The following is a 26,169-nucleotide window of genomic DNA, read 5'->3' on the forward strand; positions in this document are numbered from 1 at the left end:
CACTCCTCTCCATTAACTATTCCTTGATCTAGGCACTTTCCCTACTGCTCTGAATAGTATAACCCCATAGGACCATCAACCGGTAAATGGGGGAAGTAATATGGAGCATTGGATCAGAGTCGAACCGGACGTGAAAATCTATGTCAACGACATCAACCCGCTGGGCAGCCGAACCATCCTGTTCATCCACGGCTGGCCGGCCGATCACCGGATGTTCGAATACCAGTATAATCATCTGATCCCGCTGGGCTACCGCTGTATCGGGGTGGACCTGAGGGGCTTCGGGCAATCGGATAAGCCTGTCGGGCGGTACGACTACAACCGGCTTGCCGATGACATCCGCTGTGTGATCGGTGCGCTGGGATTGCAGAATATTACACTGAGCGGCCATTCCACAGGCGGTGCCGTCGCCATACGTTATATGGCCCGGCATCAGGGCTACGGGGTGTCCAGACTCGCGTTGTTTGCAGCGGCGGCTCCCAGTCTGATTCAGCGCCCCGGCTTCCCATATGGCGTGACCAGGGAAACGATAGAGCAGATTATTCAGGCCACCCGGCAGGACCGGCCGCAGATGCTGCGGGATTTCGGCGATATCTTCTTCTATCATAAGGTGTCGCAGCCGTTCTCGGACTGGTTCTTCCAGCTCGGACTGGAGGCGGCGAGCTGGTCTACGATGGCCGTCGCCGAGACCTGGCTGGCAGAAGAGCTGTTCCGCGATCTCGCTTGTATTCAAGTTCCGACCCTGATTATGCACGGCATCCACGATCAGGTTGTCCTGTATCCGCTGGCCGTGGCGCAGCATCAAGGGATCAGGCACTCGGTGCTGATTCCGTTCGAGAACAGCGGGCACGGACTCTTCTATGACGAACGGGAACGCTTCAACCGGGAGCTGTCCGCCTTCGCCCGTTAGACGGTCCGCTATATGAATACAGCCGTTTCCTTGCTTACGCAAAGAAACGGCTGTATTTTAACTGAGCATGGTATTGACATTACAGCTCAAGCGACTCTCCGTATGCCAGCGCTGTGCCCCGGATTCCCGCTTCCTCCAGCGCCTTCACGAAGGCTCCTGCATCCTGGCGGATCGGCGGGAAGGTATTGTAATGAACCGGAAGCACCTGCTTCGCCCCCAGCCACTTCGCCGCAAGCAGCGCATGCTCCGGCCCCATGGTGAAATGTCCGCCAATCGGCAGGATAGCCAGATCTATGGAATACAGCTCCCCGAACATCTTCAGGTCACCGAACAGCCCGGTATCTCCGGCATGGAGCACGGTGCGCCCCTCTGCCTCAATAATGAAGCCCGCCGGGGTTCCGCCATAGATCCTCTGTCCATCCTCCAGCGTGATGCTTGAGGTGTGGAAGGCATGAATCATTGTCGCCTTGGCAAAGCCAAGGTCCACCGTCCCCCCGATGTTCATCCCGATGGTCTTCTTCGCTCCCTGGCCCTCCAGATAGCCCGCCAGTTCCACGTTGGCTACAACCACCGCCTGATTCTGCTCGGCAATCGGCACAGCGTCCAGGATATGATCCATATGGGCATGAGTCAGCAGGACAGCATCGGTCTGAATATCCTCTACCTTCGTCACCGCCGCAGAGTTACCGCTAATGAACGGGTCGATAATCAAAGACTTGCCGTTCACTTCAATCTGCACACAGGAATGGCCGTGGTACGTAATGTTCATGAGTTTCCTCTCCTTTTCACGATTCAGATTAGACAAGGCTAACGGAATGAAGCCATGCTTTTACAATAGCTCATCCATTCTGCCATGGCAAATCTTGTATTCGCTAGACCTCGCGGCTGGCCAGCAGTTCGCGGACGGCTTCCTTGTTCGTGACCGGAGCCCGGCAGGCGAAGTTCCGGCAGACATAGGCGGTTGCTTCACCCCGGATGGCCGGTTTGTCAGCCAGATGCGGCAGCAGGCGGAGCATCCCTTCGCTGTCCCCTTCCCAATTGACGATGAGCGCTGCGTCCGGCAGATAGGTCTGCTGAACCTGGGCGAGCATGGCGTGCAGCACCGGATCTTCTTTTTTGCCGTAGAGGACCCATTCTCTGCCGCCGGAGACCATGCCCAGATGGGCCTGCAGATACATCGCATACCCCGGCGGATACTCCGAAGCAGCGGAAGCGAGCACCGCCGCAGTCCGTTCAGCGATCTGCTTCAGCTCCATATCCTGGGTGACCACCGACAGCTTCCAGAGCAGCTTCGCCGCCACCGAATTCCCGGACGGAATCGCCCCGTCATACAATTCCTTCGAGCGGACCGGCAGCTTCTCCCCGTCATGTCCGGTGAAGAAGAATCCGCCGCCATCCGTATCATGGAACAAGTTCAAGAGTCCGTCCTTCAGCTCCAACGCCCGTTCCAGGTAGATCGCCCGCCCTGTCGCTTCATATAACTCACTGAACCCCCAGAGCAGGAAGGCATAATCGTCCACATATGCGGGAATCGCCGCCTCCCCGTCACGGTAACGGGCCAGCAGCCGTCCATCCTCACGCCGCAGCTTGTCCCAGATGAAGTCCGCCGCACGTCCGGCGGCTCTGGCGTATTCCGGTTTCTGTAGGGCCTTCGCACCCATTGCCAGCGCAGCAATCATCAGCCCGTTCCATGAGGTCAGTACCTTATCATCTTTAAGCGGGTGAATGCGCTGCTCCCGGTACTCGAATAGCTTCTCGCGCCATTCGTCCATCCGGGTCCGCAGGCCAAGCGGATTCATGCCCATACGCTCCGCAATCTCTTCCGGCAGACCTTGGAGCAGATTCGGAATATTTTTACCTTCGAAGTTACCTTCCGGTGTAATCCCGTACACATGGCAATACGAATGCATATCCTCAAGTCCCAGCGCTTCCTCAATCTCTTCACGGGAGAAGACATAGAACCTGCCTTCCACCCCTTCGGAATCGGCATCCTCTGCGGAGTAGAATGCGCCTTCAGGCGAAGTCATATCGCGCAGCACATACGTGAAGATCTGCTCGGCAATCTCCGCATACAGCGGCTTCCCCGTAAGCTGGAAGGCTTCCAGATAGACATTCGCGAGGAGAGCGTTATCGTAGAGCATTTTCTCAAAATGCGGCACCAGCCACTCCCGATCTGTCGAATACCGCGCGAAGCCGAAGCCCACATGGTCGTACATGCCGCCCTTGTACATCGACTCCAGCGTATGCTCCACCATCCGCAGCGCTTCCGGCTGATCATGCAGCTGGCTGTACGCCAGCAGGAAAGACAAATTATGCGGCGAAGGGAACTTCGGCGAATTGCCGAACCCGCCATACTCCTCATCGAACTGCCGCCGGTACAGCTCATACGCCTCGTGCAGCAGCTCCGCTCCGGGAATACCGCCCGCAGTATCAGGGTTATACGCATTCTTGCGGTCCAGCGTGTGCAGCTCAGCCAGCAGATCATCGCCCAGCTTATCCAGCGCTTCACCGTCCTGCTCCCACTTCGCATGAATCTGCTCCAGCACCTCCATCAGCCCAATCCGCCCGAACATCTGCCGCTTCGGGAAATACGTCCCGGCATAGAACGGCTTCTTCTCCGGCGTCAACAGCACCGTCAGCGGCCATCCCCCGCTCCCCGTCAGCGCCTGACACACCGACATATACAGCGCATCAATATCCGGCCGCTCCTCGCGGTCCACTTTGATCGCTACGTAGTGATTGTTGAGAATTTGGGCGACATCGGCGTCCTCGAAGGATTCGCGCTCCATTACGTGACACCAATGGCAAGTTCTTGGGTATCAACAACTAGCTATACCCAATAGAAAGGAAGACAGGTTTGTTGTCGCGCTTAGCAACTTCAAAAGCCTCTTCCGACCAAGGGAACCAGTTCACCGGGTTATAGGCGTGTTGCAGCAAGTACGGTGACTTTTCCTTGGCTAATCTATTGGGTACTTTGTGAGTTGTCATGGGGCATCACCTCGTTTCGTGTTGGATTTGGGTAGAGTGTTGCTTAGGGTTAGTTTACCCAAATTGGTGGGGGAAGGCTCAAAAATTGAAAAAAGGTACCGACAATACGATACCTAATTGCATGCTTAAATATTACAAAAAAAGAGGGGTTATCCCCTCAAGATTAAAAAATAATTGCAAAATAATACCTGAAATAAACACCAATAAGAATACGCGTAAAAACCACAAACCAATAACTTGGTTTACACGTCTCTTAACAATACGAACAAATTCTACCATATGATAGAATTCATTCATATCGTCATACAACTTGTAATTTCATCAATTTAAATAAATGAAACTCACTTAAATTAACAAAAACATAGATATATCCAAAAATTATCTTAACAAACTATACGTGAAGTTAACTGCTGACAAAAATCATTAATTCGCACCAGGCTTAAAGTTACTTGCGGAAGATTTTGGCTTAGTATCTATTATTATTATTTCTGCTGGTTTTTGTCCTTCTGCTTTTCTCTTTTTGTAGCTCTCCATCACTTTTAAAACTCTATGGGACTCTTTGCCGTTATCTACTAATAGAAATATTTTATTTTCAGTTTGTTCAGATTTTGCATATTCTTCTATTTGGACTTCAAAACCATGAACAACCTGACTATTGGATGTTAGTTTTATTTCAATAACTGTTTTATCCATCCCTCTACTTATCTTGAAATCAACGGGTCCTCTCCCTGTATTTGACTCAGGACTTATATCCAGTCCGTTTATGTTGCAATAGTATCCAGCACACCCATGTAGAGTTCTTTGAACAATTTTTTCTTCATTCTTACTTTCTACTCCTTGTAATACAGAGTAACCTTTTTGATTTTCAACCCACTGTTTATAGTGGAGCAGTATTTCTCTGGCCGCTTCAAATGAACTCTTATTAAAATTACTAACTGTCTCATCAGTCTTTCGAATATTATAAATAATCTTCTCAATTAAATATTCCATATTTTTATTCACATCATAGGGGGCGACTACTATTGCGTCGTAATTCGCAATTACCCTTTGTAATATTTCAGGATTTTTAAATATATGTTCTCTGAGATATTCCTTTTTCTTACCAACAGATAATTTTTTCCACTCTTTCTCTACCAATCCATTTATTTCTTCTCTAATTATTTCATTTTCTCTGCACACTCTATCTATATCTTCCCAATCCTTAGCAATGGGAAGCTCATGTAAGATATCAATAGGAAGCAGTAATATTTCACATTTCTTATATGAATTTATCGCAAGTCCATTTACAAACTTAATATTTGGATAATTAAACTGATTTATTCCTAATAACTCATTGATGTTCTTAGTATATAAAACAATTTCATCATATATTAACCGAGCTACCATATCGCTTAGTCTATCTGGTCCAACATTTTCTTCAAAAAGACCGACCAGATGAAATATTTCTGGTTGTTCTGAACCACTTTTGATTATTTCAGACGCATCATTTATTATTTTTTCTTTTAATTTTTTTCCGAATCCAGCCCCTCTTTTCCCTTTAGAGAACCCTAAGTTAATCCCTTGTACTTCAGGAAAATCAAATTTTTTTAGTGCAGTTCTATAATTTTTATCTTGTTTATTCGTTGAAGCCTTCAATAAAATTCCAATATCTCGAAAAAAATGATTGATTTTTTTGTAGGAATCAGAAAATTCGGGTACTTTGGTTGATTTCAATCTTTTTATATTGATAAAGTAATTGCTATCTTCATTAAGCAGAGAATCAAAAACCCCTAGTTCTTCTAGGGAAGTCCCTAAATTAAATTCTTCAGATGCAAATACAGCCATCTCACATCACCTTTCTCCAATTCTTAAAGGAGTAATTTAACAAAAATTAATAAGAGGAATTATTTTTGCGTGTGACATTTTCTATTTCTCGATCTACTAAATTGTTTTCTGCCAAAAAATTGATTCTATCACCATACTCCATTATATATTCTTTACGAATCGGACCATCAACAGTCTGGTGTATTCTTTCTAACAATGTATCTAATGTTGCAAGTTCATAATATAAGTTTCTGAGTTCTTCATCACCAATATCAATTAGAACTGTCTTCCAATCCACATCGATATTATTTAACAACTTGTATTTTGGAATTTCTCCGATTTTAGTACTTTCAAGAATAGATTTTACATTATTCAGTTCTAATAATGCAGCTTCATTATCAACCATAAAGTCGAAACTTAAGTTAAGATAGACTCCTAAGCAAGTTGCTCCTACACCAATACATGCTCCAATAACCGTTCCAATAAAACCACTCATTAAGTTAGAATTCTTTGTCATAAATCCTCCCCAAACATAAGATTCATATCATTATATCAGACAAGAATTCCTATTTATATGTCTATTGGATGAAGGCTCTTTTTCTGTTTTATGGATAATCACGTGCAGTAATTCATTTTTAAGAATCCGTCAACTCCGCCTGACTTTCTTTCCGATTATACACAATCTGTATTCGCCTTGTTCTAACTACGTTTCGCTTCACTAACACTCGCTTCATAATTTTATCTTTATTGGATTCTTGCAGTTTATCTAATACCCGTCTATACTTTTGCAGTTCCTATTTCATCGCGGCAAACATGGTCTTCGTATTATTATAACTACAACTTTGCAGCTTGTTCTCATCGAACATGTTCAGGTCAATGATCCGCTCTTATAATGTTATATTGCTTAGGTATCTTGCTATCAGTTAACCGTATTGCAATATGCCCAAGATTAAAACCCAACCCCTTAACAAAATAAAAGAAGCCAACGCGTAAATGAATATACGTACTATATAGAATTAGAAGTCTCATAACTCTCTCCTATCCAACTTTATTTCTTCAAAGACCTACTTCTCCTTAATATGTATAGGTTTTTACTTATGCTCCAACACTTCTACGAGCATCGCAGCTCCCGTTCTGAAACCAAGAGTATAGGCAGAAGCGGATGAGATAGAGATCAGTAGACTGTTCAGATCCATTATTTCTTCGAGCACGGTGAAGTCTTCTCGAGACAGCTTTGCTTGCAGGATGTGTATACGCTCCGAGATTAGCTTAGAGTTATGTACATATTCGGGATCATTTAAACAGATTGTTCATTTGGGCAGATTTTCCCGTAATATAGATCTTCTAAAAAACTCACTTGCACCCCTCCCAAATCATCATCTCTTTATTATATTAGCGAATTTTTCGCTAAAAATTAATAGCGAATAATTCGCTAAGATATGCTTGCGTTGGAGGTGTTCATATATGTATCAACGTATTCGGGATTTACGAGAAGATAAGGATTTGACGCAAACTCAAATGGCGGAGTATTTGCAATGTAGTCAGAGAATTTATAGTAATTATGAACGTGGAGATGTCGATATTCCCACGGCGATTCTGATCAAGCTGGCAGACTTTCATACGACGAGTACTGACTATCTACTCAACCGAACAAACCAAAAGAAACCTTATCCCAAAAGCTAAGATAGTATAATGCTTAGATACTATGGATTTTAGATTATCTTCTTTACACCCATTGGACTATGAACATTATAAGCATAAATCCGCAAGTTGCGTGACGAACAAGAACAGACACAGCACAAATAAGCTCAGTGGCGAACCCCATGAGCTTTTTGTTCGTTGGCACCATTGCTTCAATAAAAGATAATCTTATGTGCATTCCCGCTCATTACAAAGGAGTATCTGTTTCAACTGCAAAAAAGCATGTACACTTCTTTGCCATGAATTTTTCAAAACCCAAATTTACATATAAGCTGCTGGCCGGAATATTATCCGCATCGGTCTCAAGTTGTATACGGGTTGCCCTTTTTTCATTTGCCAAATCAATTACATGATTCATTAGTGCTTTTGCGATTCCTTTACTTCTAAATTCAGATGCTACATATAATCCATCTATTCTTAATACCGGGTACCCATGCGAAACTGAAATCCCCCAGGAGAAGATAATAAATCCCGCATAATGTGACTCGAATTTAGCCAAATAGCAAATTGCTAGATCAGCATCCAGAATCCTTTTTATGACCTGACCACTCTGCTCCAACTCCTCGATTGAAGCTGCCTTTATGTCTACACCATTAGACGAAGAATTGTTATAGCCACAGAATAAATTTCTAGAATGGTTTGCGTTCTCGTGAGTTAAAGAAACAATTTCAATATTTGGAGGTAAACTCTTATCTTCAATCGAATGCTCCCATATCTTTTTAGCCGCAATAAAGCATCCTTCATACCCAAAGGGTTCACCAAAACTGGAAGAGAATATTTCTTGTATGCTTCTCGCCAGTTCTTCGACAGTAGGAGCAACTGTTAGGGATTGGGCGACCTTTTCAATTTCAGAATCAAACTCATCTATAGGTGCTTCTGGTAATAAGCCGTATGGATTCCATTCATGAATAACTTGCCGCACAATATTTCCCATATACACCTCTCGCCTTCCCTAAGCTAAAACCATGTTCAAATCCCCAAATTCTCATTCACATATAGCTCGCTGGGTTGAATCCGGTGCTGGCCGGTGTGCAACAGCTCTGGCAAACGCCCTATGCGCTCAGCCAAGCGGCAGAGTTGTTGCTCATGAAAATAAGATAAGCCCGTATGAATCCGATCCTGGAAAGGCTCAAGCCATCTCGCTTCCAAGCTGTCCGGGCCGAAATACACCCCGAGCAGTGAGCCGGCAGTTGCTCCGAAGCTGTCCGTGTCGTTACCTTGCATGACTTGCTTGCATATTCCATCTCCAGTATTCTCAGCAAATCGGAAGGTATTGATCAATGTACCGATTTCCTGATACACCTGACAGTGGCAATAATCCGCATACTTCTGATGAATCCCCTGATAAGCCTCCAGCCAGTTATCTGCATTCGCTACGCTCTGGAGACAATCCTCGGTAATCTCATAAAATCGGCTCCTTCTAGGGACAAATTGCAGTGCAGTACTTATGATTTCAAGCGGATCACGCAGCACGTGAGCGGTAGCAATTGCAGCGGCAGTGAACATCGTGGCATAAATCCCTGTCCGGCGATGTGTAAAACTGGCATCACGCCAAGCCAGCTCAGCCGCAAGCGCAGGTTGACCTGGGCAGGCATAGCCGTAAGCATCTGCACGAATCGCCGCACCGCATAATTCTGTATCTTGCACCAGGAAGTCGGGCCAAGTCTCTATTTCAGAGTGATTGAATAATTCCCGGTCATGCTCCAAATAGCTTATCCCCGACCGAACCAGGATGGCTCTCTCCGGCCCCCAGGTTGTACTGATCGGAAGATGATTGATCCATAAATCTCTTAGGTTTCTTTTCGTAAAACCCTTACCGAATTGCTCTAACGCCATCATTCCCATTAGGGTGTAGTTGATATCATCGTCAGGTGCCACATAACGAATTCGCTCCCGCGACGTCTCGAACCAGGACCAATGACGACGATCCAACGCCTGGAGAGCTTGTTCCGAAATATAATCATTCAGCGGCCATTCCCCCGCAGCGGTTAACGCTTGACGTAATTCTGACAACGTGGGATTGACCTCAATCGGCTTGCCCAGCATCGAACCGCAGACTGAAGCGAGGAAGCCTGCTTCTACACGCTTGGCGCTGTCCTTCAGATTCAAGACTCCGATCTGGCCCTGAGGTCTATCCGGGTCGCATTCCCGCCATATCTCCTGCAAATCGTCCGGCTCATAATAAGGCCAATTGTCCCGCATTGGAAGATCAGCCAAGCTATGGGCGAATTCCAGGTAAGCATCATAGCTGGCGGGAAGCTGTTCCAATCGGGCTAAATAACCGGAGGTTTGATGTCCCTGTGCAAATTTATTACGCAGAACTCCCTCTAATTGATGTTTCAGAAACGTTAGTGATGGCAGCATATTGTATCTCCTTTATTCTGGATTATTGCTCTACATTGATACTTTCAAGAATCTTGGCCCTAAGTTTAACCAGCGGAGTGTATGCGAAAGCAGATTCGCAATTTTGACGGCTTGCACCTACAGTTACTGGAGAATATATAATGGTAAATGGGGGGAGAGAATAATGGACAATACAACGTATACCATCGGAAAATTCGCTGAATTAAGCGGTATTCCGGTACGGACGCTTCATTATTATGATGAGGTCGGACTATTGCGTCCGCGCCGCCGGGCAAGCGGACACAGATTCTATGGTTCGGCGGATCTGATCACCTTACAGAAAATTGTTGGATTGAAATCGCTCGGTTTTTCTCTGGAGCGTATTCGCAAGTTCATTCATCATGGCGAATCCGATATGAGTCTGGCGGAAACATTGAGAATGCAGCAGCAAGCTATGGAAGCTGCCCGCGCTGAACTGGATAAGTCACTGGAGATCCTCGGCAGAATGACGGCTATCCTGCAACGTGAAGGGGAACTGGCGCATGACATGCTGTTCTTGCTAATTCGCAACATGTTAAATGAAGACAAGCAGCGAAGCTGGGTCGCCGAGCATTTATCGGAGCAAACGGCAAATGCCTTGTTCGATATCTCTCCAGATGCCACAGCCGAACTGGATCGAGAAGTGATTGCCTTTGCCCAAGCGGTTAAGCGTTTATCAGCAGGAGCCCCGGATGCGGCTGAAGCAGAGGAAATGCTAGGTTTCTATGTCCAAAGGATACTAGGCTACCTTGATGAGAAGGCAATTGCAAACTTCACCCAAATTCCGGAGGAGCAGCAAGAGCAATTAAATCAATTGGTGGATATGCCGTTTGACGAACGGGAGATAGCCTGGCTGGATGAGGCGCTGGCACACTATGTGAGCAAATTCGGACTTCATGGAATAACGTAAACTATATGTAAGGAGTGACGTTGTGCATTCTATCCTATTAGCGTTGATCTTAATCTCGCTTTGCCTACCTGGCATATGGCTAATGAGTAAATTTACAGCCAACGATCTTGTTGATAAACCTGATAACAGGCTATCCAGGCAAACCTTGTTTATCCTCATGGCCTTACAAACCCTTGTCATCGTCAGTTTAGCCGCTACAGCAGGAATTTATTTCGGTAACAAGCTTGGACTTACTGACCCGTTCCTGGAAGGACTCAGCCGCGGGGAATTGGACTTAACCCATTTGGTTCAACAAGTGGGGATCGGCATCGCCGCGGGAATCGTTTGCGCGTTGGTATGGGTTGTGAGCTATTATTCATTCATTCGACCGAGAATAGATACGGTCTCCGTAATGGCCTCCGAGCTAGCTAGGCAACAGCTTGGACTTGCAGCGCGAATAACGTCCGGCGGAATTACCGAAGAGATTATTTTTCGCTGGGGCTTACTGAGCTTAACGATGTGGGGAGTTCTAAGGCTAACGCCTTCCCTGACGGCTGCATTCTGGATTTCCATAGTCACAACCGGTATATTATTTGGCTTGGCTCATTTGCCTGGTAACATTGCCAAGGGTTGTATTCCTTCACCTATGTTAATTGCCTCAATGGTCATTGGGAATCTGTGGGTTTCTATAATTTGCGGCTACCTGTTCTGGCAGTATGGAATTATTGCAGCTATTGTAGTCCATATGTTATTTCACATCCTATGGTATCCATGGGAACGGCCCCATCCACAACAATAAGGAATAGGTCATCCATAGTTTGATTTGCTTTGGGATGAGGCTGGCACCTTGGATTGGGTCATTGTTTACAACAACTGGTGAAATGGATGAACGAAATCATCAATTAATGAAGCGGTCAAAATCAAATTTAAAGACCAAAATCTGTGTTCTCATTCACATACAACTCGCTGGGTTGAATCCGTTGCTGACCAGTGTGCAACAGCTCTGGTAAACGCCCTATTCGCTCAGCCAAGCGGGAGAGTTGTTGCTCATGGAAATAAGATAAGCCCGTATGAATCCGGTCCTGGAAAGGCTCAAGCCATCTCGCTTCCAAGCTGTCCGGGCCGAAATACACCCCGAGCAGTGAGCCTGCTGTTGCTCCGAAGCTGTCGGTATCGTTGCCTTGCATGACCTGCTTGCATATTCCGTCTCCGGTATTCTCAGCAAATAAAAAGGTATTAATCAAGGTACCGATTTCCTGATACACCTGACAGTGGCAGTAATTCTTGTACTTCTGATGAATGCCCTGATAAGCCTCCAGCCAGTTATCTGCATTCGCTACGATCTGGAGACAATCCTCGGTAATCTCATAGAATCGACTCCTTCTAGGGACAAATTGCAGTGCAGTATTTATGATTTCAAGCGGATCGCGCAGCACGTGTGCGGCAGCAATTGCAGCGGCAATGAACATCGTGGCATAGATTCCCGTCCGGCGATGTGTAAAACTGGCATCACGCCAAGCCAGCTCGGCCGCAAGCGCAGGTTGACCGGGGCAGGCATAGCCGTAAGCATCTGCACGAATCGTCGCTCCGCATAATTCTGTATCTTGCACCAGGAAGTCGGGCCAAGCTTCTATTTCTGAATGATTGAATAGTTCCCTATCATGCTCGAGATAGCTAATCCCCGACCGAACCAGGATAGCCCTCTCCGGCCCCCAGGTTGTACTTATCGGAAGATGATTGATCCATAAATCTCTTAGGTTTCTTTTCGTAAAACCCTTACCGAATTGCTCTAACGCCATCATTCCCATTAGGGTGTAGTTGATATCATCGTCAGGTGCCACATAACGAATTCGCTCCCGCGACGTCTCGAACCAGGACCAATGACGACGATCCAACGCCTGGAGAGCTTGTTCCGAAATATAATCATTCAGCGGCCATTCCCCCGCAGCGGTTAACGCTTGACGTAATTCTGACAACGTGGGATTGACCTCAATCGGCTTGCCCAGCATCGAACCGCAGACTGAAGCGAGGAAGCCTGCTTCTACACGCTTGGCGCTGTCCTTCAGATTCAAGACTCCGATCTGGCCCTGAGGTCTATCCGGGTCGCATTCCCGCCATATCTCCTGCAAATCGTCCGGCTCATAATAAGGCCAATTGTCCCGCATTGGAAGATCAGCCAAGCTATGGGCGAATTCCAGGTAAGCATCATAGCTGGCGGGAAGCTGTTCCAATCGGGCTAAATAACCGGAGGTTTGATGTCCCTGTGCAAATTTATTACGCAGAACTCCCTCTAATTGATGTTTCAGAAATGTTAGTGATGGCAGCATGTTGTATCTCCTTTATTCTGATTGTCACAAAACCCCAACAACTTAGAAAAATAAACAGATTTCAAAAGTTCACTGTTCATCGCTCATTTATAAATTCACTTTTGTGTACTCAGAGCTTTAAATTTCATTTTTCCGTTCTTCCCTTATCCTTTCTAATGCTCTTTTGGCTGCTAATTTCCCATTATGCATTCCGTTTTTGGAGATCTTCACCAGCTTTTCCTTAGCTGGTATATAAGTATGAAATCCAATAATCTCACATGCTCTTTCTTGAACAAACATATCTTCATCGTCTAGATATTTTATGATGGAATTAAGTTTTCCTTTTGGCGTTAATGCCATAATCGAAAAAATATACTGACAGCGAATATCATCGCTTATAAGTTGGTCAGAGCTTATCATTCGATTCAACTCGTCAATACAAGCGAGGTCTTCATTCATTTCAGTTTGACTAACTTCAAATTCTGCTGGATAGTCTTTATTCAAATCATGCCAATCCAGATCAGGATATTCTTCGATTTTCGTTATAAATGAACGTATACTTCTAAAGGCCGGAGATACATCCGTTTCCTCATGATCGATATAACATATTCTGTATTTGCATGCGCCTTGTACGTACAAGCCAATATAGTTTGAATGATCGTCACTCCACAAAGGAATCATATCCCGATAAGCCTCTATTTTGGACATATACTCAACTAATTCAACAATTTCGTCAGCCTCCATTAATCTTAAAAAGTAGTTGTGATCCTTTTGCTTCTCCTTGTGCAGCTCCAACTCCTCAACTAATGCAACAGGCAATGTAAGGCCAAGTCTGTGAATAAGATCTGTAAACATGCGACTACTCCTCATAAAATAGTTTTTCACCTTTCTAGGAATTCTCCCAATACTCTACCGTCACATCTGAATATTCATCTTCACACCTACCAAACACCACTTCAAACTCACCAGCCCCTCTCCAATCCCACCTCACAAAACAAACACAACCGCAATCACCACATATGCATACCGCACATTCTTGCTCAACATTATGTATATCGTTCCATATAAAATGGACATGAAGAACGCATAAATCCCCGTCGCCCCGCCCTGGAGCAGAATGTGGATCAGGCCCCAGGTGAGTGCGAGGAATATCCCTCCGTAGGGCAGCCCGCCCCATTTGAAGAGCGTTTCACCGAATTTCTGTCCAAACGCTATCGTCAGCAGAATCAAGCCCGCTTCGAACAAGTAATAGACATTCTGAAAAACGAATCTCACCGCATCCTTGTATTCCTGAACCGGCTTGAAGCCCTCCCATACGGCAGTTGTCGCTGCAATGGCGATCACCGAAACCACCACTGCAAGCAACCATCCCCTGGCATTTGGCTCCGCGTTTAACTTCATGATGTCAAAATCATATTTGCGCTTGGAGAGCCTGATCAGGAATAATGCCATACTGCCCCACAGCAAGCAGGTAATTCCCCAATGTATACATTGATGAAGCAGTGTATATTCGGAGCCTTTAACGCCTAAGATCGATGGCAAGACCATCGACAATACCACCTCCAGACCAAACCCTGCAAACGCATACAATGCTAATGCCAGATAATCGCTGGCTCCAATTCTCTTTTGGCTCATAACCTGCCCCCTCCCAGATAACAACATTAACCCTCATTTGAACAGAGCTCCTCCCACTACGCTCACCAATCCACACCGCTAATCCCCCTCATACTTACTCATAATCCCCCGCACATATGCCTTGAATCCGCTGCGGATCTCGGGCGGCCCCAGCACTTCACACTTATCTCCAAAAGCAAGCAGCCGGTCGTAGCCATAGTCATTCGCAACAATGGGATACCTGGCCCAGCAGTGGTGTTCATCCACCCGCAGAATATGGTCAGCGCCGAACCGTTCGATCACCCGATCCATAACGGAGCGGTCCAGCCGGATGGTAACCTCGACCCAACCTTGGCTTAGCCAATCGCCGCCGTCCATAGGGAGCGGTGTGAATGCTTGTGGAGCGAACTGCTCCTTCGTTACCTGGAGACCGCTCATTCTGGCCAGCTTGAAGATCCGGTAATCCTGCTTGACCAGACAATAACCTTGCAAGTACCAGCTGCTCTCCTTAAAAACCACCTGATACGGCTCCACCCGCCGCTCACTAATCTGCCCCCGCGCATCCGTATATGCAAAAGCCAGCACAGCGTGCTCATTCATCGCCGTCTCGATCATCCCGAACAGGCTGCGCAGCGACTCATTCCCTTGATTCAAGGATAGATCCATGACGAATGGCGCATTCGGCCTGCCCTCTGCATTGTCCGGGTAGAGAGCGTTCAGCTTCTCCGCAGCATACACCATTTCCCGTCTTCCAAAAAGCTGCTTGTAGCTGTGCAACCCGTTCATCAGGTTCTGGATTTCCTGCGGGGTGAATACGGTTTTGCCCACCTTGTAGGATTTCATCAGTCCAACGCCGCCCCACGCCCCCATCAGCGTATAGATCGGCAGTCCAGCTCTGTTCAGCGTATCAATATCCCGGTAAATCGTTCGTCTGCTGACCTCGAGCCGCTCCGCTAACTCGCGCGCACTAATCTGCTCATGCTCCAGCAGGATCATAATGAGCGCAATCAAGCGATCCATTTTCATCATGACCACCTCACATCAAGTATGCCATACAGCTGTCACAGTTGGTAGATTATGCTTGCTTGGAATACACAAATCCCACAATCCAGGAGGTACATTGTCATGATTTCGACCAGAATTGAAACGAAAGCAGCATTTCGCATCATCGGGTACAAGACGGCTATAAGTGAAGGCGGGGCGGTGCACGATCCGGCGTATTCCCCGCTCAAAACAGCTTTTTTCAAAAGCACGCTGGAGAACGGCTCCATGGCCTCCCTGCGTCCTCTGTCTGAGAGCCCCTACGGCTTCGCCGCGATTGCTCAGGAGGATGGAGAAATTCTGTATATTGCAGGTGTACAGTCGTCCAAGCCCCAGCCGGAGGCGGCGGGTGAAGTACTTTTTCCGGGAGGAGAGTATTTGATATTGTCGGGTCAGGGCGGGTTGTCGCGCCTTGCGTTCGACCGGCTGGAAGATAAGGCATTCGGTAGTATCCTGAACGATGATTATGAGTATGTGTATACCGGACACCCGATCGCGGAGGTATTAACCAATGGCAACCCAATGGATGCCGAAGTCGAAGTGTGGGTGCCGGTGAAGAAGCGGGATGCGGTTTGAGGACGCCACTAAGAGGAAATAACGTTACGCTATAGGGAAGCAGCTTCGTTGCGTTGTAGCGCGTTGGATCAGCGGCACTCCAAGTTTGAGGCGTGGCTGATCCAGCGCTCAATCATCTGCTCATGTCTAGCGCCTTTCTCGCTGACCAGCCCAGTATGTTAAGGTGCAGGCGTATAGGATGATTAAGGCAATGATGCTTAGGACAACGGGGATAACAAAATTAATGTTAAGCAGAGACATCATATTGAGCTGCACAACGGATAACAGGATAACGAACAATAAGCTTGCTGTGATCATAAAATTCGACCAGGCACGGCGGTAAGTTTCATCTTCTCTAACCTGCTTCTTCCCTCTGCGGATACTCCAATATTCATATATGAACAGTAGTGCCCCTAACACCTGCATGATCGTAGGTATAAACACAATACTATAAGATTTATCTACATAGCGGTCTGCGGTAAAGCTGCCGTCGAAATGGACCGGAAGCTGGTCAGGAATCAGATCGTAGTTGCGCAGCACCGTTACAATACTAACCACAATAATAACAGCATGAATAAGGAACCAAAGACTGGACAGGCCAACATTTCTTTTCCGAAATCCGGGTTCCATCCCCATGTCCGATAATTCGGGAGCAGCAGGCAGCGTAGGCAGTACGCTTTTCATTTTCAGATGATAGCTAATATTAATGACCAGGGAGATTACGAGCATGGCGAGTGCATAAGTAATAATGATCCAACTGACTTGCTTGGTATGTTCATCACTGTAAATTAGGCATAGGCTGCCAACAATGAATAGCATGGTATGTAAAATAGCACTAATCCTGGCGTATGACCTCCGCATCTGGCGCAGAGCTTCACTGTGGAATTGTCTAGCGCTGACGGTGACTCCGAAACTAATCGTCTCTTTTGTCAAATAAGGCATACTCACCATGATTATAATGGCAGGTACAAATACTAAGATAAATATGATTACAGGGAGTATCGTCATATCATTCACCTCATTCTACATGGATATTATTTTACATAATCCTCGAAAGCGATCTTATACTCCGCATATTTTGCGGGATTACTTTTTTCATATATTTTCAAATAAGCGGGTTCGCGAAAATCTATATCGTTTACATCAAAATGGATGCTCTTGATATCTCCCTTCTCATTATCTTCGGTCTTATAGGGTTGTATGATTTCACCCTCCTGCTTCAATTCCATGGCTAATCTCTGAGCATATCCATCGAACAAGTATGCAGAGAATGAAATATGATCATAGCCGATAAATTTATACACTTCATTGATAGATGACGTCCTGCCATAATTTTCGTATAGATCGCTTGAATATATAGCTACATATCTGTAAGGTGTATCAATAAATACGCCCATGTAGTCAAATGCACTATCGCTATTGGCCGATGATAATACAGGCAATTTGAACTCTTCACCGATATAGCCAGGATCTCTTTTGCCTTCATTGATCGCCTTCATAATTTGATCATCGGTTAGGCTATAGATATAATCGTAACCCGCTTTCACTGTTGCTGCTATTATATCTTTATCTATGATAGTCAATGAATCTTCTGCCATACTTGTGTTAGTTCTACTTGTTACATTTCTACTTATTCCAGTTCTACTTGTCTCAGGTATATCAATAGAATTTGAAGCTGACTTATTAATACTCGAACTGACGCTTCCTTTCTCAACTAAATCATACTTCGATAATCCATAAAATATCACTGCATTTACTGTTAATGAAACTGTCAATAATATAAATAAAATCTTAACCTTCATTATGTATGCCACCCTCAATTTCCGCGTAATGCCATAACCCTACCATAATATGGGGTACGTGTCACTTCCCCGCACCCCACATCATCAGATCAATTCACTAACCGATACCTGATACAACTTATGATCTGCACAGAACAACACGCGGTCTTCCCGGAAATCTTGCGACTTTAGTTCAAGCGGCTCGGATTTTTCATTCAGAAACTTTACTGTATGCCCTTTGGTCAAGCTGGATTGTTCAAGCTTCTTGATAACATATTCTCCGTGTTTGCCGTAACCGCCATCGAACAGGAAGTGATAACCATCCGTGCAGAACCCGGCCGAACCGGAGATCTCAGGATTCATAAACGTAACCTTGGGCTGAGCGGGTCCGCCTGAGATGCAGCCGAGCAGAAAGTCTGTATAATAATAGAACCAGACCTGCTCTTCACGGACCACATTCAAAGCATAACAATCGGCAATATTAGACACATGATCTTCGTATAACTTATTGCCATGCTCATCCCAGGCCACCAAGCCGTGTTCACCGACAGGCTGATCCCAACCGTTGTTCCCGAACACGCCTTCGTCAAAATAGCTGGTCCAGATAGTGCCTTTCTCCGTCACTTGAACATTCTGAATCCCGTCTCCAAGCAGGAATTCACGGACAGTACGTCCTGTATAATCACATACTTTGGCGTTCAGATCATATTTACCTGCACCATAATACGTACTGCGCGCTCCAACCAGCAGCAGATGTCTGCGAAGCGGCTGAACATAATGATAATTGAACTGCTGATCCGGAAATGTAATTTCATCGATATAATCTTTACTTTCTACCATCAGAACCTTGTAGGTATGCGGTTGCTGCAAAGCCGATTGGACGAACATTCCGCGCTTGCGTTCCGGGATCTGGTTAATCAGCAGGACATAGACACAGCCATCTCCACCTAATTGAGCCGAGACGATCTTGAACCCCTCAGTATACTCCGAAATATCTGCAAAAGGCTGCAGCGTCACTGTTTTATGAAACATGCTTCTTCCTCCTTAAGGGCTGATGTTAAACTACCCTTTGTTCTTTACCGTATTATGGCAGAGTAGATGGAACCAGAACATGGCGGAAGTATGGCGAAGCTTAGGGAAAACGAAAAGACGCTAACATGGAGTTAGCGCCTATAGCCATTCAACTCTATTTCAACTGTATCTAATCTTATTTAAAAAAGGGTTTGCCTACAGGTATGCCCCTGCTTCTGCCGCCGAGCAGCAGGCCGTTGATGCAGCTATAGAGTCCGGTGATGGTAACAATAAGTCCTAGCCACTGAAGGAGCACATTCCAATGGGTGCTTAGAATATTCAGGCTCACTAACCCGGTAAAAGTAAGAAAGCAAGCCGCCGCCATATAGCATATAACCGTCACTTTATCCGCGCTTGCGCGGTTAATCCATACCACAGGCAGGATGGAAATCCCGCCCAGGATGAAGGGAAGTGCTGTCATCTGGGTAGAGACCGGCCAGCCCATAAGCTCCGAGAAGCCAATTGTAATATTGGTAAGACCGCCAACTCCTCCGAACAGGGTGGCGAAGATCAGGAACACATTGCCGTTGGTGGAATCACCTTTACAATAATACAGGATGGCACCTATCAGATAAGGAATAAAGCAGGCGATCTGCACCATTCCAACTGCCATGATCGTAGGCCCGGTAAAAATCCCGGCGTAGATTCCCCAGAACTCCATAGTAAGCATAGTGAAAATAAAGGTTAAAGCAGGTCCGGGATTCCCGAGCTGATCTTTTTTATCGGCAATCCTGATGTCTTGAATTGGATGATCCTGAGTGTCTATTTGCTGCATATTCGTCCCTCTTCTCAAGCCTGAAATTTACTGTCCGGCATACCCTAAGACTTCATCAAGCCAGTCCATTTCAAGCTGGTTCTTGAGCAGCAGATTGTTCTCCGTGCAATGCTGTTCCCCGCCTTCATAAGCCATGGTCAGATTGAATCTGTTCTTAGGGTTCTTCAGCATGGCAAAATGCTTCCGTTCCTCCTCAAGCTGTTCAGGACCAAATTCGCCTTCGCCGATCATGTTCAGTACAGGGCAGGTGATTTGCTCTTCCAGACCCAATAAAGAGCCTTGGCCCAAGTAATCCATCCACTCCGCAATCGTTGTATTCTTATGCCCGCATCTTGCCCGGAAATCGCCTTCAAGGACGAATTGCGCCGTCGTGTTGGCCGGATCAATCTGGGATTCCATGTCACGGGGGTAAGGCTTACTCGCATCGAACCCCAGGATCTGCAGGATTTCAGGCTGCATCGACCAAATCACAGGACTTGCGATACAAGCGGCAATCCGCTTCTCGAAGCATGCTGCTCTCATGACGTAGTACCCGCCAAAGCTATGTCCAATTAGGGCAATCCGGTCCGGGTCCACTTCCGGACGGGTTAACGCATAGTCAACCACATAACCAACCGGGACTTCTGCGTCCATGCGGATGAAGAGGTCAGGATTCTCCCAGATCGCTGCTTTCTGGCCTGGAACCTCAAAGATCAGCAGATTGTAACCGCGGCGGACCGCTCCGGCACACTGGAAATAGATCTCTTCCAAATAGTTCTCGCCGCCGCCCATCCCCAGCAGCGTTGGTCTCTTCTCACCGGAGGCGCCTCCAGCGATGAAATAGCCTTTCATCACCCGGCCGTTCTCATAGGGGATATCCACCGGCTCCATGATCGGATCGGACAGCTTGCCGGCTTCTTTCCACAAGGCACGTGTCCGCATACACGATTCTCTGGTAAGAGGGTCTGAATCGCTGGTGTACATTCCCACACAACCCCAGTATACGGCCGCACGTATGAAGGCTTCACGCGCACTCACTTTGTGCCCCTTCTTGAGGCAGTCCCAGCCCTTAGCCTCCATACGCTCAGCTACAGGCTGCCACGCTGGTGCATAGGTCGAGAAATCGCCGTCCACGATGTGTGAAGCAGCTTCGAAGCATTCCCCGGTAGATACACCGCCATAAGCTTCCTTAGCCAAAGTACGGGTGAAATGAAAATCCATATGCGACACGAACTTGTTGGCCATGCCGACGGAGTGGCGAAAAATCGACTCATTTTCTGCCACTACCTGGCCTGCGAGCTTTCCTTCCGATTGTTTACCTTCTTGATTAGTCATGTCTTTCTCTCCTTTTCATTCATTTTTATATTTAAGGTACGTTAGTACCTTATTTGTTTATAGTATACTGGATTCGGACAAAATGCAAATAAGTTTGTGGTAAGATATGATGGTGGAATAATGTGCATCTAAACGGGAGGTTGTAAGATGACTGAAAGCGGGAGCCGGCGCCGGGGTGCTGCCCTTGAACATGCAATTTTAGATGAGGCCTGGCGGTTGCTGAACCAACTCGGTTATAGCAAATTGACCATGGATGACGTAGCCCAGGCGGCAAAAACCAATAAAAATGCAATATACCGCCGCTGGCCGCAAAAATGCTACCTTATTCAGGCTGTTATAGGACGGCAAGCACCACTAGAAGGAGAAATCAGCGATCAGGGTTCTTTAAAAGAAGATCTAAAAGCACTGTTTAAGATTTTAAATCCAATCTTTGAAATCATCAAACCTGATGATCTGCGGGGTGTGATTTCGGATATGTTTTCGTATACGACCTATTTTGATTTATTCAACTTCGTGAATCAGGACAATGATATCCGTAAAACAATGGAAGCCATTATTACGAGGGCTAATCAGCGCGGGGAAATCTCTCTTTCCACCGATACGATTTCGGAGAAGGCTCTAAATTTACCGTTTCTGCTAATGATCAATGAAATTTTATTGTATGGAAGGCTTAATGAAGACAGCAGCGAGGATATTATTGATCATATTTTGCTGCCTATCTATGAGGTAGATAAGTAGTCTTTCGTGGAGGACCGGACACCCGATTTCGGTGGCGCTGACCCATGGCAAGCTTATGGATGCCGAAGCCGAAATGCGGGTGCCGGTGGAGATTATTTGTAATCTACAGCGTGATTTTCAACATGCGGTTTGCTCCCTTTTGAAACTCGTATCCGGCCGTTATTTCTTCAGTTGAACAGCCCTGTTGATGTAAGAAGGTGAGCAGCTCATCCAGTTGACGATACCTCTCTCCTGTAAGACTGACTAAAGGGAAAATCCGAATCTCCTGTTTGGTTACACGAAGTAGCTCTTGGATCGCCTGCCTATGGAAATCAAAATCCAGCCGGTCTGAATACATAAACAAAAAGTGTGCAGACAGTGTCAGATCAAATTGCTTATCATTGAATGGAAGCGAAGGCAGTGCCGATGCGATATAACGCCCGGGATGGTTTTTCATATCCTCTGCACAATCCGCTAATGCGCGGGTTCTATGTTGTTTTAGTTCTTCAACGGAATGGAAATAATTCCATACGTAGTTCGTTTGGGCACTTTCCATTTTGATCATGGCGTGTTCCAAGTCTATCAGACCTTTGGTGTGAAGATCCTCATAGTCATGAAAATAAGCGATATCCGTTGCCGTTACATCGGCACCCATTTTATTCGCGTGCGCCGTGAACGAACATGCTCCAGCGGGGCAATCCAGAATGGACCTGCCCTGCAATTCCGTCTGTGTTAAGTAAAACATGGACATATATTCTTCAAAAGTCCGTCCAATAAACACGATACGGCTTAAATCCAATTTAACCTCTCTGCTCATCTCAGCTCACCTTTCCTCTTCTCATCTATTCTCAGCTCAGTCTTAAGCATAGCTACAAATCGTTTTTTAGTAAAGCTGTTGTCGAAGTCTTATGATAAAAATAAGGTCCGCACGCGGATTCATGTGTATTCACATACGTCCATTGAAATTCTGTGTTTACGATATAAATATCCTGCTCATCTTTGAAATCTTCAGCAATAGTATCCTTGGCATTCTCTATAAGATATGCAAGATCAAGATGCTGATAAAAAACATATACACTATCCTTCGCTTCTTTATCAAACGCTTGTCTTGCATGGTCCTTCTCGTATGCCTCCACTTTTTCGTAGCTGAATATATGCCATAAAAAGTGGTCCATATATATCTTTCCCCTCTCATCGCTGCTTATTGCCTCAGCAAACTCCCTCTCCCACACGCCTCTAAGGTACTTCCCCCATTTGCCAACCTCAGTGTATTGAATACTTCGCTTTTGAAGTATTTCTGTAAGCTTTGTCTTTGTCATAGGGTATCAGCTCTTTCGTTATACTCTGTTACACTATCCTCACCCGATCCTCATACAACAACACCTGCTCCTCGGGCAGCTCCGCATGATGATGATAATGCCCAAAGAACCATTTCCCATAGTCCAGTCTGAACTTAATTTCGTTGAAATACGTATGCATTGCGTCTGCTTCCACATTCGTACGATAGCGCTCTTTGATCCACTGAAGCGCATCATAGGAACAGGTGTGGGTCAATACATAGTCAACCTTCCACTGGTTCTTTTCCAGATTGCGGATGCCTTCCTGGTACTCTTCGGGGCTGGGCATTTCGCGTTCCCACCAGGATACGCCAGCCTTCCTGTACTCCTTGTCATGTGAAGCTGCTCCGCCAAAGGTGAAAAAGCCCTTCCCCTCGATCTCAAAAACCTGGCCGCGCATAAGATGAATAATACTGGGGGTAATGTGATGCACCTGACCGCCGTTCCATTCGGAGACCGGATAGGCTTCGAGCAGATCAAAGTTCTCATGATTCCCGTCAATGAACAGCGTGGTCCATGGTTTCTCAGTCAGCCATTTTAGCCAAAAGCGATCCTCCGCATCATCTGCCCACAACAAGCCGAAGTCGCCAACGATAATGACATAATCCTGCTTCGTCAGCGTCCTGCCTTCAGGAAAGTTCTTGGAATTGAACCGGCTGGCCACACTGATGGAACCGTGAATGTCGCCAGTGATGTAGATCATGGGATGTGCCCCTTTCAGAGAGCGTTTGATTGGATCGCAAAAGCATATTTCTTCTCCTGCTTCTCCCAGGATGCTTTTATGATAAAACCTCTAAATTCCTTTTTATCTTTTTCATAGTAAGAGCTTAAGTAAGATGCGATGTGCGTTTGTAAATTGAAGCTATACACACCTTTCTTAGTAACATAGGGAACGTCGGTTATTTCTTTGGATGTATATAAATAATCTCCATTAGCATCAAGTAATCCATCGCTTATGGAAAGTGTGTCTGGCGGATTCGCTCCAAAATCAATTGAAATCTCTTCGCCATTTTTCAAATATTGAATGTCTGAAGGATTCTCAGCCTCGAACGCAAAGGAAAAGGGTGAAGCTGTCTTATCGGATAAAGAAGACTTTTGCTCACTATTTAGAGTCGCATATTTAATATTTTCTTTTCCGCCAAGAATGGTAACGCTACTCTTAGGACTACCATCACAGCCGGTAAATGCCACAAGTAATGAACCTAAAAGCATACTTAATATTATATTTTTACAGTGATTAATAAGGATCATTCCTCTCTCTAAACTCGCCGCAAGTCGTTGCCTGCCAAAACCATAGACAACACGCAGCTAAGCGAAGCCAGCCCCATCCACAGCAAGACCGAATAGGACATCCATACACTAATCATAGTATAATTGTAATTTACCAATAAAGGCCAGCCCAGCACAAATAGCAGCAACAGTGCTCTGATAAGCAGCGTAACACGCGCCTTGATCTTTTGACGGCGAATCCCCTTCTCGTGCGTGGCATATCCGCTTCTCCCTACCGCCAGCCGGATGAGTTTAAACGCAATAGCAATTACAGTTAATACAACTAAAAACGAACCTATCCCGTCCATCAGGACATAGGTGTCGTCATACTTGAAGGCCTTCATCGGCTGCCCTTGCATCTGGTCATAGATATTCTGGGCAATCAGCGCCGGGGCGGTAGAGTTCAGGTTAGCCAGTACGAACACCCCCTCCTTCCGTTCTGGATCGATGATGACCTGGGAGGAATAATTCGGGTTGCTGCCGCTATGACGGATCACCCGCGTCTCCGGATCTTGGCTCCAGCCGAAGGCATAGAGCAGATCCCCGCTTTCATGTCCGGCTGTACGAAGGTCAGGCTCATGCGATTGCTGAATGGCCTTCTGCAGATCATCCGGGATCGCGCTGCTTCCCAGCTGGGCGTTGACCCAGTGCTGCAAATCGTTCAGATTGGTCACCAGATAACCTGCGGCTATATTTCCGTAGTATCTGGGAGCATCGTAAGGTATGCTTTTGCCGAAAAAAACCCGATACCCCTGAGCAAGCTGCTCCGGCTTCCGTTCCTGCCCTGTCGAGAAATAGCTGTCGTTCATTCCCAGCGGCTTCAGAATGTGCTCCGTCACATAATCCTGATAGCTCATCCCTGTCACCCGTTCTATGACCGCTGCCAGAATATCGTAATTCACCGTTGCGTACTGATAGGCACTGCCCGGCTGGATATCCAGCGCAAGGCTGGACATCTTATGTATGGTCGCTACAAGCTGCTCCTTACCTGAACCTTCAGGGATCAGGCGGATGCTCCAGGACGGTATTCCGCTGGTATGTGAGAGTAGCTGGTTAATTGAGATTTTGGCCTTCCCACCCTTATAGGTCGGAGTAAACTCTGGCAGATATTGCGAGACATCATCGGTAAAAGCCAAGTCCCCCTGATTCTGTAGCATAATTACTGCCAGCGCCGTGAATGCCTTAGTCGTTGAGCCTAGCTCAAAAAGCGACTCCGCCGTAACCTCCTGTCCCTGCGCCTTATCGGCGTAGCCGTAGGTTTTGAATTCGGTCTTGCCGTTACTGGTAGATAGAATCGCTACACCTGGGGTCGCTGTCTTGTCCATGATGCTCTGCACCATAGCGGACTCACTATCCACCTTCCCTGAGGCCACAAGAGTTCCAATCTCATGCCAGCATGCAGCCGTTGCAAGGATCACGATAAGCAGCATCGCAATGGCCTTTAGCAGCATTTCTTTTCTCCGCGTTGTCTTCTTCATATTATACTCCTTCAAAATCGGTCGTCTGGTTCATTATGAACTTATCTATAAAATTGAACTAATGATTTTTAGGTTTTAGGATTAGCCGTGACTCCAGAGAAGTTTTGGACTTCCGGCCGCTGTTGTCTACAGATTTCTTGATTTATACCGCTGATCGCGGTAGAAATCCGGTGACAAAGCATTCCTGTATCCCCTTAAATTTGGGCTTTGAAATTTAACGAGCACCTCCTTATGATAA

General features: G+C 46.3%; 28 protein-coding genes. 6 read left to right on the forward strand and 22 right to left on the reverse strand.

Features of this window, described 5'->3' with window-relative positions:
• The first annotated feature begins 100 nt into the window (after nucleotides 1–100).
• On the forward strand, nucleotides 101–910 hold the full coding sequence (locus K1558_RS22120; protein WP_238653837.1) for an alpha/beta fold hydrolase: 810 nt from the start codon (nucleotides 101–103) through the stop codon (nucleotides 908–910).
• 79 nt (nucleotides 911–989) lie between these two features.
• On the opposite strand, the gene K1558_RS22125 is transcribed toward K1558_RS22120, so the two are convergent.
• The 6 genes from K1558_RS22125 to K1558_RS33200 all read right to left on the reverse strand — a co-directional run bounded on the left by K1558_RS22125 (nucleotide 990) and on the right by K1558_RS33200 (nucleotide 7,008).
• Complete coding sequence (locus K1558_RS22125; protein ID WP_238653838.1) at nucleotides 990–1,679, reverse strand: metal-dependent hydrolase; 690 nt, start codon at nucleotides 1,677–1,679, stop codon at nucleotides 990–992.
• A gap of 103 nt (nucleotides 1,680–1,782) precedes the next feature.
• Nucleotides 1,783–3,699 carry a thioredoxin domain-containing protein gene (locus K1558_RS22130; RefSeq protein WP_274528697.1) on the reverse strand — a complete coding sequence of 639 codons (1,917 nt, stop codon included), beginning with the start codon at nucleotides 3,697–3,699 and terminating at the stop codon, nucleotides 1,783–1,785.
• Between the two features lie 37 nt (nucleotides 3,700–3,736).
• A complete protein-coding gene (locus K1558_RS32880) occupies nucleotides 3,737–3,898 on the reverse strand; it encodes a DUF255 domain-containing protein (protein ID WP_274528698.1) in 162 nt (53 codons plus the stop codon).
• A 423-nt stretch (nucleotides 3,899–4,321) separates the two neighbouring features.
• Nucleotides 4,322–5,722, reverse strand: coding sequence for a hypothetical protein (locus K1558_RS22135; RefSeq protein ID WP_238653839.1), 1,401 nt, complete (start codon nucleotides 5,720–5,722; stop codon nucleotides 4,322–4,324).
• Nucleotides 5,723–5,768: 46 nt separating this feature from the next.
• Entirely contained in the window at nucleotides 5,769–6,218 is a 450-nt protein-coding gene (locus K1558_RS22140; RefSeq protein WP_238653840.1) for a P-loop NTPase family protein, read from the reverse strand.
• 574 nt (nucleotides 6,219–6,792) lie between these two features.
• The gene (locus tag K1558_RS33200) at nucleotides 6,793–7,008 is read right to left on the reverse strand and encodes a DUF6809 family protein (RefSeq protein WP_420800461.1); all 216 of its coding nucleotides are present in this window, start codon (nucleotides 7,006–7,008) and stop codon (nucleotides 6,793–6,795) included.
• 157 nt (nucleotides 7,009–7,165) lie between these two features.
• Between K1558_RS33200 and K1558_RS22145 the strand changes: the two genes are divergently transcribed.
• Nucleotides 7,166–7,384: a helix-turn-helix domain-containing protein gene (locus tag K1558_RS22145; protein WP_238653841.1), complete on the forward strand. Its 219-nt coding sequence runs from the start codon at nucleotides 7,166–7,168 to the stop codon at nucleotides 7,382–7,384.
• Nucleotides 7,385–7,589: 205 nt separating this feature from the next.
• Here the strand turns inward: K1558_RS22145 and K1558_RS22150 are convergent, their stop codons facing one another.
• On the reverse strand, nucleotides 7,590–8,336 hold the full coding sequence (locus K1558_RS22150) for a GNAT family N-acetyltransferase (protein ID WP_238653842.1): 747 nt from the start codon (nucleotides 8,334–8,336) through the stop codon (nucleotides 7,590–7,592).
• A gap of 35 nt (nucleotides 8,337–8,371) precedes the next feature.
• Nucleotides 8,372–9,766, reverse strand: coding sequence for an ADP-ribosylglycohydrolase family protein (locus K1558_RS22155; protein ID WP_238653843.1), 1,395 nt, complete (start codon nucleotides 9,764–9,766; stop codon nucleotides 8,372–8,374).
• 163 nt (nucleotides 9,767–9,929) lie between these two features.
• Between K1558_RS22155 and K1558_RS22160 the strand changes: the two genes are divergently transcribed.
• A complete protein-coding gene (locus tag K1558_RS22160; protein ID WP_238653844.1) occupies nucleotides 9,930–10,694 on the forward strand; it encodes a MerR family transcriptional regulator in 765 nt (254 codons plus the stop codon).
• 82 nt (nucleotides 10,695–10,776) lie between these two features.
• Entirely contained in the window at nucleotides 10,777–11,472 is a 696-nt protein-coding gene (locus tag K1558_RS22165; protein WP_238653845.1) for a CPBP family intramembrane glutamic endopeptidase, read from the forward strand.
• Nucleotides 11,473–11,599: 127 nt separating this feature from the next.
• Here the strand turns inward: K1558_RS22165 and K1558_RS22170 are convergent, their stop codons facing one another.
• From K1558_RS22170 to K1558_RS22185, 4 genes are all read right to left on the reverse strand, one after another.
• Complete coding sequence (locus tag K1558_RS22170; protein WP_238653846.1) at nucleotides 11,600–13,000, reverse strand: ADP-ribosylglycohydrolase family protein; 1,401 nt, start codon at nucleotides 12,998–13,000, stop codon at nucleotides 11,600–11,602.
• A 117-nt stretch (nucleotides 13,001–13,117) separates the two neighbouring features.
• The gene (locus K1558_RS22175) at nucleotides 13,118–13,834 is read right to left on the reverse strand and encodes a HEAT repeat domain-containing protein (protein WP_238653847.1); all 717 of its coding nucleotides are present in this window, start codon (nucleotides 13,832–13,834) and stop codon (nucleotides 13,118–13,120) included.
• Between the two features lie 132 nt (nucleotides 13,835–13,966).
• Nucleotides 13,967–14,614, reverse strand: a complete 648-nt coding sequence (locus K1558_RS22180) for a hypothetical protein (RefSeq protein WP_238653848.1) — start codon at nucleotides 14,612–14,614, stop codon at nucleotides 13,967–13,969.
• A 78-nt stretch (nucleotides 14,615–14,692) separates the two neighbouring features.
• Entirely contained in the window at nucleotides 14,693–15,613 is a 921-nt protein-coding gene (locus tag K1558_RS22185; protein ID WP_238653849.1) for a helix-turn-helix transcriptional regulator, read from the reverse strand.
• A gap of 105 nt (nucleotides 15,614–15,718) precedes the next feature.
• On the opposite strand from K1558_RS22185, the gene K1558_RS22190 reads away from it, so the two are divergent.
• Complete coding sequence (locus tag K1558_RS22190; RefSeq protein ID WP_238653850.1) at nucleotides 15,719–16,210, forward strand: effector binding domain-containing protein; 492 nt, start codon at nucleotides 15,719–15,721, stop codon at nucleotides 16,208–16,210.
• 126 nt (nucleotides 16,211–16,336) lie between these two features.
• Here the strand turns inward: K1558_RS22190 and K1558_RS22195 are convergent, their stop codons facing one another.
• The 5 genes from K1558_RS22195 to K1558_RS22215 all read right to left on the reverse strand — a co-directional run bounded on the left by K1558_RS22195 (nucleotide 16,337) and on the right by K1558_RS22215 (nucleotide 21,130).
• Nucleotides 16,337–17,197, reverse strand: a complete 861-nt coding sequence (locus K1558_RS22195) for a DUF1648 domain-containing protein (protein WP_238653851.1) — start codon at nucleotides 17,195–17,197, stop codon at nucleotides 16,337–16,339.
• A 26-nt stretch (nucleotides 17,198–17,223) separates the two neighbouring features.
• Nucleotides 17,224–17,991: a hypothetical protein gene (locus K1558_RS22200; RefSeq protein ID WP_238653852.1), complete on the reverse strand. Its 768-nt coding sequence runs from the start codon at nucleotides 17,989–17,991 to the stop codon at nucleotides 17,224–17,226.
• Between the two features lie 84 nt (nucleotides 17,992–18,075).
• Nucleotides 18,076–19,002 carry a hypothetical protein gene (locus K1558_RS22205; RefSeq protein WP_238653853.1) on the reverse strand — a complete coding sequence of 309 codons (927 nt, stop codon included), beginning with the start codon at nucleotides 19,000–19,002 and terminating at the stop codon, nucleotides 18,076–18,078.
• 175 nt (nucleotides 19,003–19,177) lie between these two features.
• Nucleotides 19,178–19,816 (reverse strand): hypothetical protein, encoded by a 639-nt coding sequence (locus K1558_RS22210; RefSeq protein WP_238653854.1) that lies wholly within the window; start codon nucleotides 19,814–19,816, stop codon nucleotides 19,178–19,180.
• Between the two features lie 27 nt (nucleotides 19,817–19,843).
• A complete protein-coding gene (locus tag K1558_RS22215; protein WP_238653855.1) occupies nucleotides 19,844–21,130 on the reverse strand; it encodes an alpha/beta hydrolase family protein in 1,287 nt (428 codons plus the stop codon).
• Between the two features lie 147 nt (nucleotides 21,131–21,277).
• On the opposite strand from K1558_RS22215, the gene K1558_RS22220 reads away from it, so the two are divergent.
• Nucleotides 21,278–21,868 carry a TetR/AcrR family transcriptional regulator gene (locus tag K1558_RS22220; protein ID WP_238653856.1) on the forward strand — a complete coding sequence of 197 codons (591 nt, stop codon included), beginning with the start codon at nucleotides 21,278–21,280 and terminating at the stop codon, nucleotides 21,866–21,868.
• A gap of 103 nt (nucleotides 21,869–21,971) precedes the next feature.
• On the opposite strand, the gene K1558_RS22225 is transcribed toward K1558_RS22220, so the two are convergent.
• Genes K1558_RS22225 through K1558_RS22245 form a run of 5 tightly spaced genes read right to left on the reverse strand, consistent with a single transcriptional unit; the run spans nucleotide 21,972 to nucleotide 25,931 of the window.
• Nucleotides 21,972–22,664 carry a methyltransferase domain-containing protein gene (locus tag K1558_RS22225; protein ID WP_238653857.1) on the reverse strand — a complete coding sequence of 231 codons (693 nt, stop codon included), beginning with the start codon at nucleotides 22,662–22,664 and terminating at the stop codon, nucleotides 21,972–21,974.
• Between the two features lie 52 nt (nucleotides 22,665–22,716).
• Nucleotides 22,717–23,166 carry a DUF4275 family protein gene (locus K1558_RS22230; protein ID WP_238653858.1) on the reverse strand — a complete coding sequence of 150 codons (450 nt, stop codon included), beginning with the start codon at nucleotides 23,164–23,166 and terminating at the stop codon, nucleotides 22,717–22,719.
• Nucleotides 23,167–23,194: 28 nt separating this feature from the next.
• A complete protein-coding gene (locus K1558_RS22235) occupies nucleotides 23,195–23,887 on the reverse strand; it encodes a metallophosphoesterase family protein (RefSeq protein WP_238653859.1) in 693 nt (230 codons plus the stop codon).
• 14 nt (nucleotides 23,888–23,901) lie between these two features.
• Nucleotides 23,902–24,435, reverse strand: a complete 534-nt coding sequence (locus tag K1558_RS22240) for a hypothetical protein (protein WP_238653860.1) — start codon at nucleotides 24,433–24,435, stop codon at nucleotides 23,902–23,904.
• An 8-nt stretch (nucleotides 24,436–24,443) separates the two neighbouring features.
• Nucleotides 24,444–25,931, reverse strand: coding sequence for a serine hydrolase domain-containing protein (locus K1558_RS22245; RefSeq protein WP_238653861.1), 1,488 nt, complete (start codon nucleotides 25,929–25,931; stop codon nucleotides 24,444–24,446).
• Nucleotides 25,932–26,169 lie beyond the last annotated feature (238 nt).

Origin of the sequence: Paenibacillus piscarius, from assembly GCF_022234545.1 — a bacterium.
In the GTDB taxonomy this organism is placed as follows: Bacteria; Bacillota; Bacilli; order Paenibacillales; family Paenibacillaceae; genus Paenibacillus_AQ; species Paenibacillus_AQ piscarius.

Bases quoted from the DNA above. Each gene is read 5' to 3' on its own strand.
- K1558_RS22120 (WP_238653837.1), top strand. From the start codon at position 101: ATGGAGCATTGGATCAGAGTCGAACCGGACGTGAAAATCTATGTCAAC.
- K1558_RS22125 (WP_238653838.1), bottom strand. From the start codon at position 1,679: ATGAACATTACGTACCACGGCCATTCCTGTGTGCAGATTGAAGTGAAC.
- K1558_RS22130 (WP_274528697.1), bottom strand. From the start codon at position 3,699: ATGGAGCGCGAATCCTTCGAGGACGCCGATGTCGCCCAAATTCTCAAC.
- K1558_RS32880 (WP_274528698.1), bottom strand. From the start codon at position 3,898: ATGACAACTCACAAAGTACCCAATAGATTAGCCAAGGAAAAGTCACCG.
- K1558_RS22135 (WP_238653839.1), bottom strand. From the start codon at position 5,722: ATGGCTGTATTTGCATCTGAAGAATTTAATTTAGGGACTTCCCTAGAA.
- K1558_RS22140 (WP_238653840.1), bottom strand. From the start codon at position 6,218: ATGACAAAGAATTCTAACTTAATGAGTGGTTTTATTGGAACGGTTATT.
- K1558_RS22145 (WP_238653841.1), top strand. From the start codon at position 7,166: ATGTATCAACGTATTCGGGATTTACGAGAAGATAAGGATTTGACGCAA.
- K1558_RS22150 (WP_238653842.1), bottom strand. From the start codon at position 8,336: ATGGGAAATATTGTGCGGCAAGTTATTCATGAATGGAATCCATACGGC.
- K1558_RS22155 (WP_238653843.1), bottom strand. From the start codon at position 9,766: ATGCTGCCATCACTAACGTTTCTGAAACATCAATTAGAGGGAGTTCTG.
- K1558_RS22160 (WP_238653844.1), top strand. From the start codon at position 9,930: ATGGACAATACAACGTATACCATCGGAAAATTCGCTGAATTAAGCGGT.
- K1558_RS22165 (WP_238653845.1), top strand. From the start codon at position 10,777: ATGAGTAAATTTACAGCCAACGATCTTGTTGATAAACCTGATAACAGG.
- K1558_RS22170 (WP_238653846.1), bottom strand. From the start codon at position 13,000: ATGCTGCCATCACTAACATTTCTGAAACATCAATTAGAGGGAGTTCTG.
- K1558_RS22175 (WP_238653847.1), bottom strand. From the start codon at position 13,834: ATGTTTACAGATCTTATTCACAGACTTGGCCTTACATTGCCTGTTGCA.
- K1558_RS22180 (WP_238653848.1), bottom strand. From the start codon at position 14,614: ATGAGCCAAAAGAGAATTGGAGCCAGCGATTATCTGGCATTAGCATTG.
- K1558_RS22185 (WP_238653849.1), bottom strand. From the start codon at position 15,613: ATGGATCGCTTGATTGCGCTCATTATGATCCTGCTGGAGCATGAGCAG.
- K1558_RS22190 (WP_238653850.1), top strand. From the start codon at position 15,719: ATGATTTCGACCAGAATTGAAACGAAAGCAGCATTTCGCATCATCGGG.
- K1558_RS22195 (WP_238653851.1), bottom strand. From the start codon at position 17,197: ATGACGATACTCCCTGTAATCATATTTATCTTAGTATTTGTACCTGCC.
- K1558_RS22200 (WP_238653852.1), bottom strand. From the start codon at position 17,991: ATGAAGGTTAAGATTTTATTTATATTATTGACAGTTTCATTAACAGTA.
- K1558_RS22205 (WP_238653853.1), bottom strand. From the start codon at position 19,002: ATGTTTCATAAAACAGTGACGCTGCAGCCTTTTGCAGATATTTCGGAG.
- K1558_RS22210 (WP_238653854.1), bottom strand. From the start codon at position 19,816: ATGCAGCAAATAGACACTCAGGATCATCCAATTCAAGACATCAGGATT.
- K1558_RS22215 (WP_238653855.1), bottom strand. From the start codon at position 21,130: ATGACTAATCAAGAAGGTAAACAATCGGAAGGAAAGCTCGCAGGCCAG.
- K1558_RS22220 (WP_238653856.1), top strand. From the start codon at position 21,278: ATGACTGAAAGCGGGAGCCGGCGCCGGGGTGCTGCCCTTGAACATGCA.
- K1558_RS22225 (WP_238653857.1), bottom strand. From the start codon at position 22,664: ATGAGCAGAGAGGTTAAATTGGATTTAAGCCGTATCGTGTTTATTGGA.
- K1558_RS22230 (WP_238653858.1), bottom strand. From the start codon at position 23,166: ATGACAAAGACAAAGCTTACAGAAATACTTCAAAAGCGAAGTATTCAA.
- K1558_RS22235 (WP_238653859.1), bottom strand. From the start codon at position 23,887: ATGATCTACATCACTGGCGACATTCACGGTTCCATCAGTGTGGCCAGC.
- K1558_RS22240 (WP_238653860.1), bottom strand. From the start codon at position 24,435: ATGATCCTTATTAATCACTGTAAAAATATAATATTAAGTATGCTTTTA.
- K1558_RS22245 (WP_238653861.1), bottom strand. From the start codon at position 25,931: ATGAAGAAGACAACGCGGAGAAAAGAAATGCTGCTAAAGGCCATTGCG.